Source organism: Pseudomonas sp. TWI929 (genome assembly GCF_039673335.1).
In the GTDB taxonomy this organism is placed as follows: domain Bacteria; phylum Pseudomonadota; class Gammaproteobacteria; order Pseudomonadales; family Pseudomonadaceae; genus Aquipseudomonas.
The window spans coordinates 18856-36221 of record NZ_JBDJLK010000056.1; the positions used below are offsets into that span (position 1 = coordinate 18856).

At 64.1% G+C, this 17366-nt stretch carries 11 protein-coding genes; 7 read left to right on the plus strand and 4 right to left on the minus strand.

The annotated features are described in order from the left end of the window. Nucleotides 1–20 precede the first annotated feature (20 nt). Nucleotides 21–938: a transcriptional regulator MetR gene (gene metR, locus ABE456_RS20000; protein WP_050704009.1), complete on the plus strand. Its 918-nt coding sequence runs from the start codon at nt 21–23 to the stop codon at nt 936–938. Here the strand turns inward: metR and ABE456_RS20005 are convergent. Continuing rightward, a complete protein-coding gene (locus ABE456_RS20005; RefSeq protein WP_346645463.1) occupies nt 922–1335 on the minus strand; it encodes an NUDIX domain-containing protein in 414 nt (137 codons plus the stop codon). The genes metR and ABE456_RS20005 overlap by 17 nt on opposite strands. A 136-nt stretch (nt 1336–1471) precedes the next feature. On the opposite strand from ABE456_RS20005, the gene ABE456_RS20010 reads away from it, so the two are divergent. Next, a complete protein-coding gene (locus ABE456_RS20010; protein ID WP_346645464.1) occupies nt 1472–5746 on the plus strand; it encodes a DEAD/DEAH box helicase in 4275 nt (1424 codons plus the stop codon). Between the two features lie 174 nt (nt 5747–5920). Next, the gene (locus ABE456_RS20015; protein WP_346645465.1) at nt 5921–7540 is read left to right on the plus strand and encodes an FMN-binding glutamate synthase family protein; all 1620 of its coding nucleotides are present in this window, start codon (nt 5921–5923) and stop codon (nt 7538–7540) included. A gap of 114 nt (nt 7541–7654) precedes the next feature. On the opposite strand, the gene ABE456_RS20020 is transcribed toward ABE456_RS20015, so the two are convergent. Beyond that, on the minus strand, nt 7655–9073 hold the full coding sequence (locus ABE456_RS20020; protein ID WP_346645466.1) for an amino acid permease: 1419 nt from the start codon (nt 9071–9073) through the stop codon (nt 7655–7657). A gap of 475 nt (nt 9074–9548) precedes the next feature. Between ABE456_RS20020 and ABE456_RS20025 the strand changes: the two genes are divergently transcribed. From ABE456_RS20025 to ABE456_RS20035, 3 genes are all read left to right on the plus strand, one after another. Further along, the gene (locus ABE456_RS20025) at nt 9549–12698 is read left to right on the plus strand and encodes a transglycosylase domain-containing protein (protein WP_346645467.1); all 3150 of its coding nucleotides are present in this window, start codon (nt 9549–9551) and stop codon (nt 12696–12698) included. Between the two features lie 89 nt (nt 12699–12787). After that, nucleotides 12788–13333, plus strand: coding sequence for a PadR family transcriptional regulator (locus ABE456_RS20030; protein WP_346645468.1), 546 nt, complete (start codon nt 12788–12790; stop codon nt 13331–13333). Beyond that, nucleotides 13326–14099, plus strand: coding sequence for a siderophore-interacting protein (locus tag ABE456_RS20035; RefSeq protein WP_346645469.1), 774 nt, complete (start codon nt 13326–13328; stop codon nt 14097–14099). Before ABE456_RS20030 ends, ABE456_RS20035 begins: the two co-directional genes overlap by 8 nt. Nucleotides 14100–14219: 120 nt before the next feature. Here the strand turns inward: ABE456_RS20035 and ABE456_RS20040 are convergent, their stop codons facing one another. Both ABE456_RS20040 and ABE456_RS20045 read right to left on the minus strand, forming a co-directional pair. After that, nucleotides 14220–14855 carry a Pr6Pr family membrane protein gene (locus ABE456_RS20040; RefSeq protein ID WP_346645470.1) on the minus strand — a complete coding sequence of 212 codons (636 nt, stop codon included), beginning with the start codon at nt 14853–14855 and terminating at the stop codon, nt 14220–14222. A 1-nt stretch (nt 14856) separates the two neighbouring features. After that, on the minus strand, nt 14857–15078 hold the full coding sequence (locus tag ABE456_RS20045) for a VF530 family protein (protein ID WP_003252112.1): 222 nt from the start codon (nt 15076–15078) through the stop codon (nt 14857–14859). A gap of 164 nt (nt 15079–15242) precedes the next feature. Between ABE456_RS20045 and ABE456_RS20050 the strand changes: the two genes are divergently transcribed. Next, a complete protein-coding gene (locus tag ABE456_RS20050) occupies nt 15243–17282 on the plus strand; it encodes a TonB-dependent receptor (protein WP_346645471.1) in 2040 nt (679 codons plus the stop codon). The last annotated feature ends 84 nt before the right edge of the window (nt 17283–17366 follow it).

Sequence of the window (17366 nt, forward strand, 5' to 3'; positions counted from 1 at the left end):
TCCACACCCCGGAGTCAGCTGTGCTGGAGATCCGTCACCTGAAAACCCTTCATGCCTTGCGCGAGGCCGACAGCCTGGTTGAGGCCGCCGAGCGCCTGCACCTGACCCAGTCGGCGCTGTCGCACCAGTTCAAGGAGCTGGAAGAGCGCCTGGGCCTGCCGTTGTTCGTACGCAAGACCAAGCCGATCCGCTTTACCAGCGCTGGGCTGCGCCTGCTGCAACTGGCCGACGCCACCCTGCCGCTGTTGCGCGGTGCCGAGCGTGACATTGCGCGCCTGGCCGGTGGCACCGCCGGGCGCCTGCACATGGCCATCGAATGCCACAGCTGCTTCCAGTGGCTGATGCCGACCATCGACCAGTTCCGTGATGCCTGGCCGGAAGTGGAGCTGGACCTGGCCTCCGGCTTTGCCTTCGCCCCGCTGCCAGCCCTGGCCCGTGGCGACCTGGACCTGGTGGTAACCTCCGACCCGGTGGACCTGGCAGGCATCACCTATGTGCCGCTGTTCACCTACGAGGCGATGCTGGCCGTGGCCAACCAGCACCCACTGGCCAGCAAGCCCTACATCGTGCCGCAGGACCTGCTCGACCAGACGCTGATCACCTACCCGGTGGAGCGCGACCGCCTGGACATCTTCACCCGCTTCCTGGAGCCGGCCGATATCGAGCCGGCCGCCGTGCGCACCTCGGAGCTGACGGTGATGATGATGCAGTTGGTGGCCAGCGGCCGTGGCGTGTGCGGCATGCCGCACTGGGCGCTGCACGAGTACAGCTCGCGCGGCTATGTGAAGGGCAAGCGCCTGGGGGAAAAAGGCCTGTTTGCCACGCTTTATGCTGCGGTGCGCACCGACATGCTCGATGCGCCGTACATGCGCGACTTTTTGCTGACCGCCAAGGACACCTCGTTCGCCACCCTTGATGGCGTCAGCGCGGTGCGTTGAGCGCCTGGCGGTACAGCGGCAGGATCAGGTCGCGGGTCAGCGGCGCCAGTAGCATGCTCGGCGCCTGATCTGCGGCCAGCCATACCACTTCTTCGATCTCCGCAGCCGGGACCACAGCAGCAGCGCTGTCGACGCGGAACAGCTCGGCTTGCACTTCGAAGCCGGGTTCGTTAGCGGCAGGGGCACTGAACTGGCCCAGGTGCACGGCATGGGCCGGGTCGATGTGCAGGCCCAGCTCCTCGTGCAGCTCGCGCACCAGTGCCTGCACTGGCGTTTCACCGGCATCGATCTTGCCGCCTGGCTGCATGAAGGCCTCGGTGCCACGCTTGCGCACCAGCAACGTACGGCCCTGAGGGTCGATCAGCAGGGCGGCGGCGATGTGGATAGTGTTGGGCATGGGTGGGCTCGCGGCAAACAATGGCCGGGGAGGATCCCATGGGGGTCATTGGCCTGACAAGGCCGGCACAGGAATCGCTGGCCCGCCAGACGAACGGCCCCTTGCCAACCCGCCCCGCACCCGCCATAACCAAAACATGAACCTGCCCGCCAAACACCACCCGGTGCTCGAGCTGTTCCACCCTGCCGTACGCACCTGGTTCCGTCGCCATTTCGCCACGGTCACCGATGCCCAGGCCCAGGCCTGGCCGTTGATCCACGCCGGGCAATCCATGCTGCTGGCCGCGCCGACCGGCTCAGGCAAGACCCTCAGCGCGTTCCTGGCCGTGCTCGACGAACTGTTCCGCGCCGGCCTGGATCACCAGGGCGTGCTGCCCGCGCAAACCCAGGTGATCTACGTTTCCCCGCTGAAGGCCCTGTCCAACGATATCCGCCTGAACCTGCAGACCCCACTGGAAGGCATCAGCCAGGCCCTCGTAGAGCAGGGCCTGAATGCCCCGCGCATCACCACAGCCGTGCGCACCGGCGACACGCCGCAAAAGGAACGTGCCGCCATGCGCAAGCTGGCCCCGCACATTCTGGTCACCACGCCCGAATCGCTTTACGTGCTGATGGGCTCGGCTTCTGGCCGTGAAGGCCTGGCCAATGTGCACACGGTGATCGTCGACGAGATCCATGCCCTGGCCGGTAACAAGCGCGGTGCCCATCTGGCACTGACCCTGGAGCGCCTGCAAGCCTTGTGCAGCCAGCCCCTGCGGCGCATCGGCCTGTCCGCCACGCAACGCCCGGTCGAGCGGGTGGCGCAGTTTCTGGTCGGTACCGAGCGCCCCTGCGCCATTGTCGATGTCGGCCATGCGCGCCAGCGCGACCTGGCTATCGAAGTGCCGCCAGCGCCGCTGGGCGCCGTCATGGCCACCGACGTCTGGGGGCTGGTCTACGACCGCCTGGCCACCCTGGCCCGCGAACACCGCACCACCCTGGTGTTCGTCAACACCCGGCGGCTGGCCGAGCGCATCACCCGCCACCTCAGTGATCGGCTGGGCAAGGAAGCAGTCGCTGCGCACCATGGCAGCCTGGCCAAGGAGCTGCGCCTGGATGCCGAACAACGCCTGAAGAACGGCCAATTACAGGTGCTGGTAGCCACCGCGTCACTGGAGCTGGGTATCGACATCGGCGATATCGAACTGGTCTGCCAGATCGCCTCGCCGGGTTCGATCGCGGCCTTGCTGCAACGTGTTGGCCGCGCCGGCCATCAGGTCGATGGCGTGCCCAAAGGCCGCGTGTTCCCCACCTCTCGCGACGAGCTGATCGAATGCGTGGCCCTGCTCGACTGCGTGCGCCGGGGCGAGCTGGACGAGTTGCACATCCCCCGGGCGCCGCTGGACGTGCTGGCCCAGCAGATCGTTGCCGAAGCCAGCAACCAGCCCTGGCACGAACAGGCCCTGTTCGACTGCCTGCGCCAGGCCACGCCCTACGCAGAACTGGATCAGCAACACTACCAGGCCCTGCTGCGCATGCTTGCCGAGGGCTTCAACGGCCGCCAGGGCGTGCGCAGCGCCTACCTGCACCGCGATGCGGTGAGCGCTAGCTTGCGCGGCCGCCGTGGCAGCCAGCTGACGGCGCTGACCAGCGGCGGCACGATCCCCGACAATGCCGACTACGCCGTGTTGCTGGAACCACAGGCGCTGAACATTGGCAGCGTCAATGAAGACTTTGCCGTGGAGAGCATCACCGGCGATATCTTCCAGCTGGGCAACGCCTCCTATCGCATCCTGCGGGTCGAACCCGGGCGGGTACGGGTGGAAGACGCCCAAGGCCTGCCGCCGACCATCCCGTTCTGGCTGGGTGAAGCACCGGGGCGCAGCGACGAGTTGTCTGCCGCCGTGGCCCGGTTGCAGGCGCAGATCGACCAGCAACTGGCGCTTGCCAGCGGCAACATGGCTGAGGTGCTGGCGTGGTTGCAGGGTACTTTTGAACTGGGCGAAGACAGCGCCGGCCAGTTGCTCGACTACCTGGCCCGCACCCGCGATGTGCTCGGCGCCCTGCCCTCGCAAGACACATTGGTGATGGAGCGCTTTTTCGATGAGTCTGGCGGCACCCAGTTGATCATCCACTCGCCCTACGGCAGCCGCATCAACCGTGCCTGGGGCCTGGCCCTGCGCAAGCGCTTTTGCCGCACCTTCAACTTCGAGTTGCAGGCTGCGGCCAGCGAAGATGCTATCGTGCTGTCGCTATCGACCAGCCATAGCTTCGCGCTCGATGAGGTGTGGCGCTACCTGAACAGCCGCAGCGCCGAGCAGATCCTTATCCAGGCCCTGCTCGATGCCCCGCTGTTTGGCGTGCGCTGGCGCTGGAACGCCGGCGTGGCCATGGCCCTGCCGCGCTTTGTAGGCGGGCGCAAGGTGCCGCCACAGATCCAGCGGATGAAAAGCGAAGACCTGATTGCCGCCGTATTCCCCGACCAGATCGCCTGCCTGGAAAACATCGTTGGCGAGCGGCAGATCCCCGACCACCCGCTGGTCGAACAAACCCTTGACGACTGCCTGCACGAGGCCATGGACAGCGAAGGCTGGCTGGCGCTGTTGCGGCGCATGGAAAGCGGCGCAGTGCGCCTGCTGTGCCGGGACCTGCCCGCCCCTTCGCCGCTGGCTTCGGCGATTCTCAATGCCAGACCGTACACTTTCCTGGACGATGCCCCGCTGGAAGAACGGCGCACCCAAGCCGTGCTCAACCGGCGCTGGAGCGAGGTGAACAGTGGCGATGACCTTGGCGCGCTGGATGCTGATGCCATCGCCGCAGTCGCAGCCGAGGCCTGGCCGCAGCCCGCAAATGCCGACGAAATGCACGAGGCGTTGATGGGGCTTGGCATCATCAGCCAGGACGAAGTACAGGGCAACGCCAGCTGGGCCCTGCTGCTTCGGCAATTGGCCAAGGCTGGGCGGGCCTTGCGCCTGGTCGATGAACAACAGTGGCTGGCGCGTGAGCGGTTGAACCTGCTGCTGGTGCTGTATCCCGGTGCTCGGCTGGAACCTGCGCTGCAGGTACTGCCGGGCTTCGATCAGGCCGTCGACCCGGACCTTGCGCTGAGCGAACTGTTGCGCGCCCGCCTGAGTGGCCACGGCCCAGTAACCGCGTCACAGATTGCAGCACCGCTTGGCAAGCCGCTGCCGGCCATCGAACAAGCCTTGGCCCGCCTGGAAGCCGAAGGCTATGTGCTGCGCGGGCATTTCAGCCCCGATGCAACCGAACTGCAATGGTGCGAGCGCCATTTGCTGGCGCGCATCCACCGCTACACGGTCAAACGCCTGCGCCGCGAGATCGAACCGGTCAGCCTGCAGGACTACATGCGCTTTCTGTTCGACTGGCAGCACCTTGCCAGCGACACGCGCCTGCGCGGCCCGCAAGCCGTGGCCGAGGTGCTCAGCCAGTTGCAAGGTTTTCCCAGTGCGGCCGGGGCCTGGGAGGCCGAACTGCTACCGGCGCGGATCAACGACTACAGCCCGCATTGGCTTGACGATGCCTGCCGCAGTGGGCAATTCGCCTGGAGCCGGCTGGCCGCGACCGTATCGAGCAATACCTTGGCGAGCACGCCGCTGGTGCTGCTGCCACGCGAGCACCTGAGCCTGTGGCGCAGCCTTGCCCCCGCGCCATCCCTGGACAGCCTAGGTGCGCGGGCACGACGCGTGCACGAGGTACTGCAGGCACATGGCGCGCTGTTCTTTGACGAACTGACCCAAGATGCGCACCTGCTGCCCAGCGAGCTGGAAACAGCACTGCAGGAGCTGGTAGGGGCCGGCCTTGCAGGTGCCGACAGCTTTACCGGCCTGCGCAGCCTGATCACCCCGGCGGCGAAACGCGTGTCACGCAGTAGCCGACGCGGCCACCCCCCGCTGAGCAGCAGCATGTCCCATGCGGGGCGCTGGGCATTGCTACGCAGGGGTACCGTGGATGAGAGCCAGCGCCTGGAACACATCGCCCGGGCCCTGCTACGGCGCTATGGCGTGGTTTGCTGGCGGCTGCTGGAACGCGAGAGTGATGTGCTGCCGCCATGGCGTGAACTGTTGCGCTGCTATCACCGGCTGGAGGCACGTGGCGAGATTCGTGGCGGGCGCTTCATTGCCGGGCTGGCCGGTGAGCAGTTCGCCTTGCCAGAGGCGGTGGGGTTGCTGCGGCAGGTGCGTCGGCGCGAGCCGGATGGGGCACTGGTGGTGATCAGTGCCAGTGACCCGCTGAACCTGATCGGCTCGTTGCTGCCGGGGGCGAAGGTGCCGGCGGTGACCGGTAACCGCCTGCTGTACCGCGATGGGGTCCCGGTGGCAGTGCGGGTGGCCGGGCGTTACGCGTTTCTGCTCGAAGCGCCGGCACAAGAGCAGGAAAACTGGCGGCAGAAACTGCTGCGCGACACGCACTGAACACTTTTGCTGTACCGACCCTATCGTCGGCAAGCCAGCTCCCACAGAGCTATCAGAACTTGGCGAGAATGATTTTCGCTACCCCGATTTTATTTTGCAGCAACCTGCAACTTGGCTATGGTCGGGGTTTGCCCCCAGGCCCTGAGCCTGACCGCGCCATCGCAAGGACCCTGTATGAGCCTGTCACTTCTCAGCCGCTATGCCTTCTTCGCCGCCTGTGTGTTGTTCACCCTGGCGAGCCTGCCCTTCACCCACCACGAATGGTTGTGGCCGTTCACCCTGACCACCGCCATCCTCAGCCTGATCGGCCTGTTCGACCTGCTGCAGCAACGCCACGCGGTACGCCGCAACTACCCGATCCTGGGCAACATCCGCTACTTGGTCGAGGCCATTCGCCCGGAAATCCGCCAGTACCTGCTGGAGTCCGACAGCGATGCCCTGCCGTTCTCCCGCGCGCAGCGCTCGCTGGTGTATGCACGGGCAAAGAACGAAGCATCGGACAAACCCTTTGGCACCCTCATCGACGTGTACGAGTCCGGCTTCGAGTTCATCGGCCACTCCATGCGTCCGGCACCACTGGCTGACCCGGCCAGCTTCCGGGTCAGCGTCGGCGGGCCGCAGTGCAGCCAGCCGTACTCCGCATCAATCTTCAACATATCGGCGATGAGCTTTGGTTCGCTCAGTGCCAATGCCATTCGCGCCCTCAACCAGGGCGCCAAGCTGGGCAATTTCCACCATGACACCGGCGAAGGCAGCATCAGCCCCTATCACCGTGAGCATGGAGGCGACCTGGTGTGGGAGTTGGGCAGCGGCTACTTCGGCTGCCGCACGCCAGACGGGCGCTTCGACCCCGAACGCTTCGCCGCCCAGGCACGCAGCCCGCAGGTGCGGATGATCGAGATCAAGATGAGCCAAGGCGCCAAACCCGGCCATGGCGGCATCCTGCCCAAGCACAAGGTCACCCAGGAAATTGCCGAAACACGTGGCGTGCTGATGGGCGAAGACTGCATCTCGCCGTCGCGCCACAGCGCTTTCTCTACCCCTATCGAAATGATGCAGTTCATCGCCCAGCTGCGTGAGCTGTCGGGTGGCAAACCGGTGGGCTTCAAGTTCTGCCTGGGCCACCCGTGGGAGTTCATGGGCATCGCCAAGGCCATGCTGGAAACCGGCATCCTCCCCGACTTCATCGTCGTAGACGGCAAGGAAGGCGGCACTGGTGCGGCGCCAGTGGAGTTCACCGACCATATCGGCGTGCCGCTGCGCGAAGGCCTGCTGTTCGTGCACAACACCCTGGTCGGCCTGAACCTGCGCGACAAGATCAAGCTGGGCGCCAGCGGCAAGATTGTCAGCGCCTTCGACATCGCCAGCGTACTGGCCATTGGTGCCGACTGGGCCAACTCGGCGCGCGGCTTCATGTTTGCCATCGGCTGCATCCAGTCGCAAAGCTGCCACACCAACAAGTGCCCGACTGGCGTGGCCACGCAAGACCCGCTACGTCAGCGCGCCCTGGTGGTGCCGGACAAGGCCCAGCGGGTGCAGAACTTCCATCACAACACCTTGCGCGCCCTGGCCGAAATGCTCGCGGCAGCGGGCCTGGAACACCCGGCACAGCTGGAGGCCAAGCACCTTGTGCGGCGCGTGTCTGCCACCGAGATCAAGCTGTTCTCGCAGATGCATGTGTTCTTGAAGCCGGGGGAGTTGCTGGCCGGCGAGGTGAATGGCCAGTTCTATTCGCGCATGTGGCAACTGGCGCGGGCGGACAGCTTTGAGCCCAATAGCGAAGTGGCGGCCTGATAGCGACACAAGGCCGCTCCCACAGGGGACCGCATCAGTCGAATGGATCGCGGTCATCTGTGGGAGCGGCCTTGCGTCGCGATAGGGCCGCAAGGCGGCCCCGGCTAACTCAGATCAGGACGCGGTACTGGCCACACCCTGCGCTTCTTTCGGCGCCAGGCGGAACGTGTAGTACAGCACTGTCAGCAGCACCAGGAACGCCGGGCCAATGTACAGCGCCACGCGGGTATCCTCGAAGTACGCCATCAAACCGACCACCAGCACCAGGAATGCCAGTGCCAGGTACGAGCTCAGCGGCCACAGCCACATGCGGTACTTCAGAGCCTTGCGCTCAGCAGTGGTAAGGCCGGCACGGAACTTCAGCTGCGCCAGCAGGATCATCACCCAGGTCCAGATCGCGCCGAATGTGGCGATCGAAGTCACCCAGACGAAAACCTTCTCAGGTACCAGATAGTTGGCCAGCACGCCCAGCAGCAGCGCGCCGATCGACAGCAGCAACGCATTGCGCGGCACGCCGTTCTTCGAGGTACGGGCGAAAGCCGCCGGGGCCTGGCCGTTCTGCGCCAGGCTGTAGAGCATGCGCCCGGTGCTGAAGATGCCGCCATTGCACGACGACAGTGCCGCAGTGATAACCACGAAGTTGATGATGCCAGCGGCAGTCTTGATGCCGAGGCGCTCGAAGGTCATGACGAATGGGCTGCCCTGGCTGCCGATTTCGTTCCACGGGTAGATCGACAGGATCACGAACAGCGCACCGACGTAGAACAGCAGGATGCGCCAGAACACCGAGCCGATGGCTTGTGGAATGGTCTTTTGCGGGTTGCGTGCTTCACCGGCGGTCAGACCGATCATTTCCACGCCCAGGTAGGCGAACATCACCATCTGCAGCGACATCAGCACGCCAGTCACACCATTGGGCATGAAGCCGCCGTTGCTCCACAGGTTGGAGATACCCACTGCCACGCCGTCATTGCCGAAGCCAAAGGCGATGATGCCGATGCCGCCGAGGACCATGGCGATAATGGTGACGATCTTGATCAGGGCGAACCAGAACTCGAATTCACCAAAGGCCTTTACCGCCACCAGGTTGACCGCGCCCATGCTGCCCAGCGCCGCCAGGGCCCAGATCCAGCGGGGGACGTCGGGGAACCAGATGCCCATGTAGATGGCCACTGCGGTGATTTCGGCGACACAGGTCACCAGCCACAGGAACCAGTAGTTCCAGCCGGTAAGGAAGCCCGCCAGCGGGCCGAGGTAGTCCTGGGCATAGCGGCTGAAGGAGCCGGCGACAGGGTTGTGCACGGCCATTTCGCCAAGGGCGCGCATGATCACCAGGATGGCCAGGCCGCCGATGATGTAGGACAGCATGATGGCCGGGCCGGCCATTTCGATGGCCTTGGCCGACCCCAGGAAGAGACCGACACCGATACAGGCGCCCAGCGCCATCAGGCGGATGTGCCGTTCGCCCAGTTCACGCTTGAGCGGGCCGCCTTCGGTGGCCTGGCCGTGGGCAGGATGGTTGCCAACTGGCATAGCAATACAACCTCATTTTGTTATTGGATTTGACCTTCGTGCAGCATCGACCATGCCGATAGGCGTGGCGTTGGCTTGCCAGGCTGGCCTTGTGGGCCGGCCCGTGTGCCGGACTAGAGCGCCCGGCAGGGCGAAGGGGGCGAGCAGTATAGGAAGCTCGACGTAGGGATTTTCGCTGTATATACAGGAAAAATCAGCGAGTTTTCTGGGGCTGCCATACAGCCTTTTCGCGATACAAGGCCACTCCTGCAAGGGACTGCGCACTCTTGTAGGCGCGGCCTCGTTCGCGATGGGGCGCGCAGCGGCCCTAAAAATCGCCCCGGCACCATAGCAACATTGCCGTATGAAGAAACCGACACCAAAGCCGCATAGCCCTACGCCACTTTTCTTCACTTCCTACAAATTTTTCACCTCATCCGCTCAACGTCTAAGCTTCAGACAAGCAAGACGAAAACACCTGGCCGGATAGAAGACTATGGGCGCACTGTGGCAATCGGAACCAACCAGAACGGAAGCACCCGAAATACCTCCGGCCGAGACGCCACAACCCAAGTCACCTCGTCATCGTCGGCTTTGGTGGCGGCTGATCTTGCTGATCCTGCTGGTGGCACTGGTGGCTATCGGCTTCGCCGCGTATGACGAGTTCCGCACATCCGAACTGCAATCGCGAGAATTCAGCAAACTGGCTGGTACGCTGACCTACTCGCTGCAGCCCGGCCCCAGCGATGCCATTGTCTACCCCGGTGATGGGCCGTTCGACAAACGCCTGGGCTACAGCGCCCTGGGCGAGTTCCTGCCGCGCCTGCTCAAGCGCGATTACCTGATCAGCGAGCAGGTGAAGTTTTCACCCGCACTGATGAACTATGTCGATCATGGGCTGTTCGCCCCCTATATCGAGAAGATCCAGGCCGGTTTGTCGATCACCGACTGCCGCGGCGACACGCTGTACCAGTACAACTACCCGCAGCACTTGTACCCGGACTTTGCCGCGATCCCACCGGTGATGGTCAACAGCCTGCTGTTCATCGAGAACCGCGACCTGCTGGATACCAAGGACCCGCGCAACAACCCGGCGGTGGACTGGCCGCGTTTCGCCAAGGCCGCCTATAGCCAGGTGGCCAAATACCTGGCCCTGCCCGGCCAGTCCGCCGGTGGCAGCACCCTGGCCACGCAGCTGGAGAAATACCGCCACTCACCAGATGGCCTGACCGTGTCGGGTGCCGAAAAGATCCGCCAGATGATCTCCGCCAGCGTACGTGCCTACCAAGGCGGCCCCGACACCACCGAAGCGCGCCAGCGTATCGTGCGTGACTACCTTAACAGTGTGCCGCTGTCTGCCGTGCCTGGGCACGGCGAAGTGCATGGCATGGCCGAAGGCTTGCGGGTGTGGTACGGCGCCGACTTCGACCAGGTCAACCAGGCCCTGAACTCCACCGCCAGCGACCCCGAAAGCATGGCCGTGCGCGGCCTGGCCCTGCGCCAGGTGCTGTCATTGATGATTGCCCAGCGCCGGCCTTCGCACTACCTCTCCAAGGGCAGGGTCGAGTTGGCTGACCTCACCGACTCCCACATCCGTGTGCTCGCCGCCAACAAGGTGATTGAGCAGCCACTGGCCGATGCCGCGCTGGCCAGCAAGGCCGTGTACCGCGACTGGGTGGCGCAACCGACCATCGTGCCGATCGTCACCAACAAGGGCATCAGCCTGGCGCGCAACCGCCTGGCGGCCATGCTCAACCGCCCGCTGTACGACCTCGACCGCCTTGACGTGTCGGCCACCAGTACTTTGCAGGCCGACCTGCAGTTGCAGGTCAGCCAGTACCTGAAAAACCTCGCCGACCCTGAGTTCGCTGCGCAGATGGGCCTGATCGGCGAACGCCTGCTGACTTCCAAGACCACCGACCAGGTGAGCTACAGCTTCACCTTGTTCGAGCGTACCGCCGACGGCTCGCGGGTGCGGGTGCAGACCGACAGCACCGACCAACCTTTCGATATCAACGAAGGCAGCAAGCTGGAGCTGGGCTCCACCGCCAAGCTGCGGGTGCTCACCACTTACCTGGAGATCATCGCCGAGCTGCATGACAAGTACGCCGGCAAGCCCGCCGCCGAGCTGAAGAAAGTGGAAGTGGCAGAGCTGGACCGCATTACCCAATGGTCGCTGGAATGGCTGGGGCAGAACAGCAAGAACCAGAGCCTGGACGCCATGCTCGATGCCGCGCTGGAGCGCAAGTACTCAGCCAACACTGGCGAAGCCTTCTTCACTGGCGGCGGGATGCATGTGTTCAACAACTTCCGCAAGGAAGACAACAACCGTAACCCAACGCTCAAGGACGCGTTGCGCGAGTCGATCAACCTGCCGTTCATCCGCCTGATGCGCGACCTGGTGCGCTACGTGACCTACCAGCAGCCCTTCAACCGGGTGCCGCTGCTCAAGGACGACTCCGACCCTCGCCGCCAGGAGTACCTGGCCCGTTTCGCCGACAAGGAAGGCACCAATTACCTGATGCGCTTCTGGAAGAAATACCAGCGCAAGACCTCACAGCAGCGCCTGGATACCTTCCTCGACAGCATGCGCGTGACCCCGCAACGGCTGGCGGCGGTGCACCGCTACCTGTTCCCCGAGGCCGGTCAGGAAACCTTCAACGCCTTTGTCCGTGCCCACCTCAAGGGTGACAAGATCGTCCTCGGCAAGCTGACCGATGGCCGCCTGTCGGAGATGTACGACGCCTATGGCCCAGGCAAGTACGACCTGCCTGACCAGGGCTATATCGCCAAGGTCCACCCGCTGGATCTGTGGCTGCTCGGCTACCTGCTGAAGAACCCGAGTTCGACACTGACCGAGATGGTCAACGCCAGCCGCTTCGAGCGCCAGGAGGTGTACGGCTGGCTGTTCAAGAGCCGCCATCAGGGCGCCCGTGACAGCCGCATCCGCACCATGGTCGAGATCGAAGCTTTCCTCGACATCCACCAGCGCTGGAAGCGCGTGGGCTATCCATTCGACCACCTGGTACCCTCGCTGGCCACCGCCATTGGCAGCTCGGGCGACCGCCCCGCCGCCCTCTCTGAACTGGTAGGCATCATCCAGAACGACGGTGTGCGCCTGCCGACCTTGCGCATCGACACCCTGCACTTTGCCGCTAATACGCCTTACGAGACCAAGCTAGTCAGCGACCCGGACCGAGGCGTGCGCATTTTGCCGGTCGAGGTGGCGCGCGCCCTCAAAGGCGCCATGTCGCAGGTGGTGGATGCGGGCACCGCACGGCGCATTTCCGGCAGCTTCAAGCTGCAGGACGGTACGCCACTGGTGATGGGCGGCAAGACCGGTACCGGTGACAACCGTATCGAAAGCTTTGGCGCTGGCGGCCGGCTGATCGGCTCGCGCTCGTTGAACCGTACCGCCACTTTCGTGTTCTTCCTGGGCGACAACCACTTCGGCACCTTGACCGCGTTCGTACCGGGACGCACGGCGGAAGCGTTCAAGTTCACCTCGGCGCTGCCAGTGCAGGTGCTCAAGGGAATGGCACCGATCCTCATGCCGTACCTGCAGCCAGGCAATCCGAACGAGTGCAAACCGCCGCAGGTGGCGGTGCACTCCGCCACGCCACAAGAGGATGCATCGATCAACTAGATGATAATCATCTGCAATTAAGGGCTTGTCTTTAGATATATCTTGAGTAATATCTTACGATATATCGCAAACGACGGAGCCCTATCCCCATGCGCGAACACACCCCCCATGACCCCTTCGAGCGGCGCCCCGGCCGTGGCGAGCGCGGCCCACGCGTTTTCGCCCCCGGTGACCTCAAGCTGCTGATGCTGGACCTGCTCGCCGAGCAACCCGGCCACGGCTACGACCTGATCCGCAAGATCGAAAACCTGTTCGACGGTAGCTACAGCCCCAGCCCAGGGGTGATCTACCCCACCCTCAACTTCCTTGAGGAAGCCGAACTGATCAGTGGCCAGGTGCAGGGCAGCAAACGCCTCTATGTCATTACCGATGCCGGCCGCGCCGCCTTGGCCGAACAGGCCGTCGCCCTGGACGGCGTGCGCATGCGCATCGAGGTCAGCAAGCGTGCCCTGCGTGGCCACGACCGCCCACCAGAGATTCATGAGGCGGTCGGCAACCTGCGCCACGCACTGCACATGCACAGCGGTCGCTGGACACCGGAAGAAATCGAACGGGTTCGTGAACTGCTCAACCACACGGCCAAGGCCATCGCATCCGGGCCTGCCGAACTTGTCAGGGAGGCTCCCCATGAGTAACACCATTCACCGCGTCAACCACGAGATCCGCCAACGCCGCCTGCAGGTGCTGCGGGTTACCGAGCTGACCCCGCGCATGCGCCGCATCACCCTCGGCGGCGCCGAGCTACAAGGTTTTACCAGCGTAGGCAGCGACGACCATATCAAGCTGCTGTTTGCCGAAACGCCCGAGCAACAGCAGGCCATCGAGGCTCGTAACATAGCCGGTAACGTGGCCAAGGCCGGTGGCGCACGGCCGACCATGCGCGAATACACGCCACGGCGTATCGACCTGGTGGCCAACGAGCTGGACATCGACTTCGTGCTGCACGGCGATGGCCCAGCCTCCACCTGGGCCGCCCAGGCCGCGCCAGGGCAAACCCTGGATATCGCCGGGCCGCGAGCGTCGATGGTGGTGCCGGACATTTTCGACAGCTACCTGCTGATCGGTGACGAAACCGCCATCCCGGCGATTGGCCGGCGGCTGGAGGAATTGCCTGCAGGGCGCCAGGTGCTGGCGGTGATCCAGATCGAAGACGAACAAGAACGTCAGGCGCTGCCGAGCAAGGCCCAGGTGGAAGTGATCTGGGTACGCCGCCAACAGGAAGACTTGCTGGCACTGGTGCAGAACCTGACTTTGCCGCAAGGCCGCTTGTACGGCTGGGTGGCGCTGGAAAAGGCACTCACCCGCCAGGCTAAGGCGCTGTTGCTGGAGAAAGGGGTGCCGGAAGATGCGCTGAAAGCGGCGGCCTACTGGCGTGCCGACGGGACCGCGGACGACGAGTGATTGTTTTCAGCCTGTCCCGGCCCCTTCGCGGGTAAACCCGCTCCCACAGGAAAATCACAGGCCTTGGAGACTGTGGTATTCCTGTGGGAGCGGGTTTACCCGCGAAGAGGCTGGAACAGACTAAGCAAGCCTGCGTACCCCACGCCACCGGTCCAGCCCCAGCATCACCAGCCCAATCCCCCAGAACCCCGCCAGCACCCCCAGGGCATTGAGTATCACCTGCCCATACCCCAGGCTCGCCACATCGATGAACGGGTAGGCATACACGCCAATCTCGCTCCCCCGCCACAGCGCATAGCCGAAGTACACCGTCGGGTACACCGTCCAAACCGCCAGGTGCCATAGCCGCAGCCTGCCTTTGGGCACTTCGTACCACCAGTACAAGGCATACAGCACCGGCATCACATCGTGCAGCAATTCATCCGCCAGCCATTGCCAGCCCTGCGGCTGCCACAAGTGGCGTAGCAACACGCTATAGGCCAACGCCACCAGCACGATGCTGGCAGCCACTGCGGAGCTCACCGACGGCGACAGGAAAAAGCGTTTGCCACGGCCTTCCCGGCCAAACGCGGCATAACTGAGCGCCGTTGCCACCAGGGTATTGGTCAGTACGGTGAAGTAGCCGAACACATTGATCAGCCCGCCAATCAGGCTGGCCTGTTCCTGCCAACGCGCCAGCAACACCAGGTACACCTGCACGGTCAGGCCGAACCAGCCCAACACAGCCATGCCAGTCAGCCAGGGGCGGCGCGGCATATCAGGCCTGGCGCTGCAGCTTCACGTACAGCTGCTCAACCTTTTCTCGCGCCCACGGCGTTTTGCGCAGGAAAGTCAGGCTCGACTTGATGGTCGGGTTGCTTTTGAAGCAGCGCACATCGATGCGCTCGGCCAGGCCCTGCCATTGGTAGTGCGCCACCAGCTCGGTGAGGATCTGTTCAAGGGTCTTGCCGTGCAACGCGTTGTGTTGGGCCGTGCTCATGCTGTGCTCCGTAGGAAAGATGCGCACCTTACACGAGTGTAGTGGCGGGAGGGATCAGTCGAGTCGACAGAAAAACCGCTGGCCAGGTGCAAAACCTCTGTGATGAAATAAAGATGTTATGTTGTAACATTACAAAAGCATCTGCCAAGGAACGCCCCATCCCCATGCTGTACACACCGCTTCGCCTCTCCCCCCTCGCCGTTGCGCTCTGGCTGGCTGCATCACCCAGCCAGGCCGTGGAACTCGAACCCCAGGTCATCACCGCCAACCCCTTGGGCAATCGCCAACTGGCCGCGCCCAGTACCGTGCTGGAAGGCGACAACCTGCTGCAGCAACAGCACGGCAGCCTCGGTGAAACCCTGAACAAGCAGCCCGGTGTCGCCTCTACCTGGTTCGGCCCTGGCGCCAGCCGCCCGGTAATCCGCGGCCTGGATGGCGACCGTATTCGCATCCTGCGCAATGGTGTTGGCGCCCTGGATGCCTCGTCACTGTCCTATGATCACGCCGTGCCACTGGACCCGGTTACCGTCGAACGTGTCGAGATCGTCCGTGGCCCGGCCGCCCTGCTTTACGGCGGCAATGCCATTGGCGGCGTGGTCAATACTTTCGACAACCGCATCCCGGACGCGCCCATTGAGGGCATTCACGGTGCCGGCGAACTGCGCTACGGCGGTGCCGACACCACCCGCAGCAGCGCCGGCAAGCTGGAGGCCGGCAACGGGGCCTTCGCCCTGCACCTGGATGCCAACAGCCGCCAGTTCAATGACCTGCGCATCCCCGGTTACGCCCGCAGTTCCAAGGTGCGTGATGCCGACGAGCCCGGCAGCAAACACCGCCTGGAAAATAGCGACGGCCGCCAGGACGGTGGCGCAGTCGGTGGTGCCTACCACTGGGATCACGGTTACACCGGCCTGTCGTACAGCCGCTACGACAGTAACTACGGCTCGGTGGCCGAGTCCGGTGTGCGCCTGGACATGAAGCAGGACCACTACGCATTCGCCTCGGAGCTGCGTGACCTGGATGGCCCGTTCAGCTCGGTCAAGGTCGATGCCGGCTACACCGACTACGAACACAGCGAGATCGAAGAAGGCGAGGTCCACACCACCTTCAAGAACAAAGGCTACGAAGCGCGCATCGAAGCCCGCCACCAACCGCTCGGGCCGCTGGAAGGGGTGATCGGTGCTCAGGTCAGCCATAACGAATTCTCCGCCTTGGGCGAGGAAGCCTTCGTCCCGCACACCGACACCGACAGCCTGGCGCTGTTCATGTTGGAGCAGTGGCAGGCCACCGAGCGCCTGAACCTGAGCCTGGGCGCGCGGCTGGAGCACACCCGGGTCGACCCGGATGCCAAAGGCAACGAAAACTTCGTCGACGCCAATAGCGCCAGCAGCTTCAATGCCTTCAGCCTGTCTTCGGGGGCGGTGTACCAGCTCGACCCGATCTGGTCGCTGGCCACCAACCTCGGTTACACCGAGCGCGCCCCGACCTTTTACGAGCTGTACGCCAATGGTGCCCACGTGGCCACCGGTGCCTTTGAAGTGGGCGATGCCAGCCTGAACAAGGAAAAGGCCATTTCCGCCGACTTGGCGCTGCGCTTCGACAATGGCACCCACAAGGGCAGTGTCGGGGTGTTCTACAGCCACTTCCGCAACTACATCGGCCTGATCGGCACCGGCAACACCCGCGAGGGCGGGCATGACCACGACCATGACGAGGATGACCACGACCATGACGACGGCTTCCCGGAATACCAGTACCAGGGCGTACGGGCGCGTTTCTACGGCATCGAGGCCCAGGACCGCTTGCAACTGGCTGAGAACCGCTATGGCAGCTTCGCGCTGGAACTGTCCGGTGACTATACCCGGGCGAAAAACCTCGACAGCGGCGAGCCGCTGCCACGCATCGCCCCGCTACGCCTGAACAGCGGCCTGGTCTGGGAACTGGAGCGCTGGCAAGCGCGGGTCGATGTACAGCATGCCGCGTCGCAGCACCGCAAACCGGCCAACGAAACCAGCACCGATGGCTATACCACGCTGGGGGCGAGCGTTGGCTACCGCTTCGACATTGGCCAGAGCCAGTGGCTGGCGTTTGTCCGCGGCGAGAACCTGACCGACCAGACCGTGCGCTATGCCAGCTCGATCCTGCGCGATATCGCGCCGGCACCGGGGCGTAGTGTTGAAGTGGGCCTGCGTACCACTTTCTAACCTGACGCGATCCCTGTGGGAGCGGGGGGGGGCGCCCAGAGGGAGAAATTGGCGCCCCCCCCAAAACCGCGGGAAGCCCCTCCC

What these genes read in the sequence shown, in the direction of transcription:
- ABE456_RS20030 (WP_346645468.1), top strand. Translation starts at nt 12,788, where the DNA reads ATGCGCGAACACACCCCCCATGACCCCTTCGAGCGGCGCCCCGGCCGT.
- ABE456_RS20020 (WP_346645466.1), bottom strand. Translation starts at nt 9,073, where the DNA reads ATGCCAGTTGGCAACCATCCTGCCCACGGCCAGGCCACCGAAGGCGGC.
- ABE456_RS20025 (WP_346645467.1), top strand. Translation starts at nt 9,549, where the DNA reads ATGGGCGCACTGTGGCAATCGGAACCAACCAGAACGGAAGCACCCGAA.
- ABE456_RS20015 (WP_346645465.1), top strand. Translation starts at nt 5,921, where the DNA reads ATGAGCCTGTCACTTCTCAGCCGCTATGCCTTCTTCGCCGCCTGTGTG.
- ABE456_RS20050 (WP_346645471.1), top strand. Translation starts at nt 15,243, where the DNA reads ATGCTGTACACACCGCTTCGCCTCTCCCCCCTCGCCGTTGCGCTCTGG.
- ABE456_RS20045 (WP_003252112.1), bottom strand. Translation starts at nt 15,078, where the DNA reads ATGAGCACGGCCCAACACAACGCGTTGCACGGCAAGACCCTTGAACAG.
- ABE456_RS20035 (WP_346645469.1), top strand. Translation starts at nt 13,326, where the DNA reads ATGAGTAACACCATTCACCGCGTCAACCACGAGATCCGCCAACGCCGC.
- ABE456_RS20010 (WP_346645464.1), top strand. Translation starts at nt 1,472, where the DNA reads ATGAACCTGCCCGCCAAACACCACCCGGTGCTCGAGCTGTTCCACCCT.
- ABE456_RS20005 (WP_346645463.1), bottom strand. Translation starts at nt 1,335, where the DNA reads ATGCCCAACACTATCCACATCGCCGCCGCCCTGCTGATCGACCCTCAG.
- ABE456_RS20040 (WP_346645470.1), bottom strand. Translation starts at nt 14,855, where the DNA reads ATGCCGCGCCGCCCCTGGCTGACTGGCATGGCTGTGTTGGGCTGGTTC.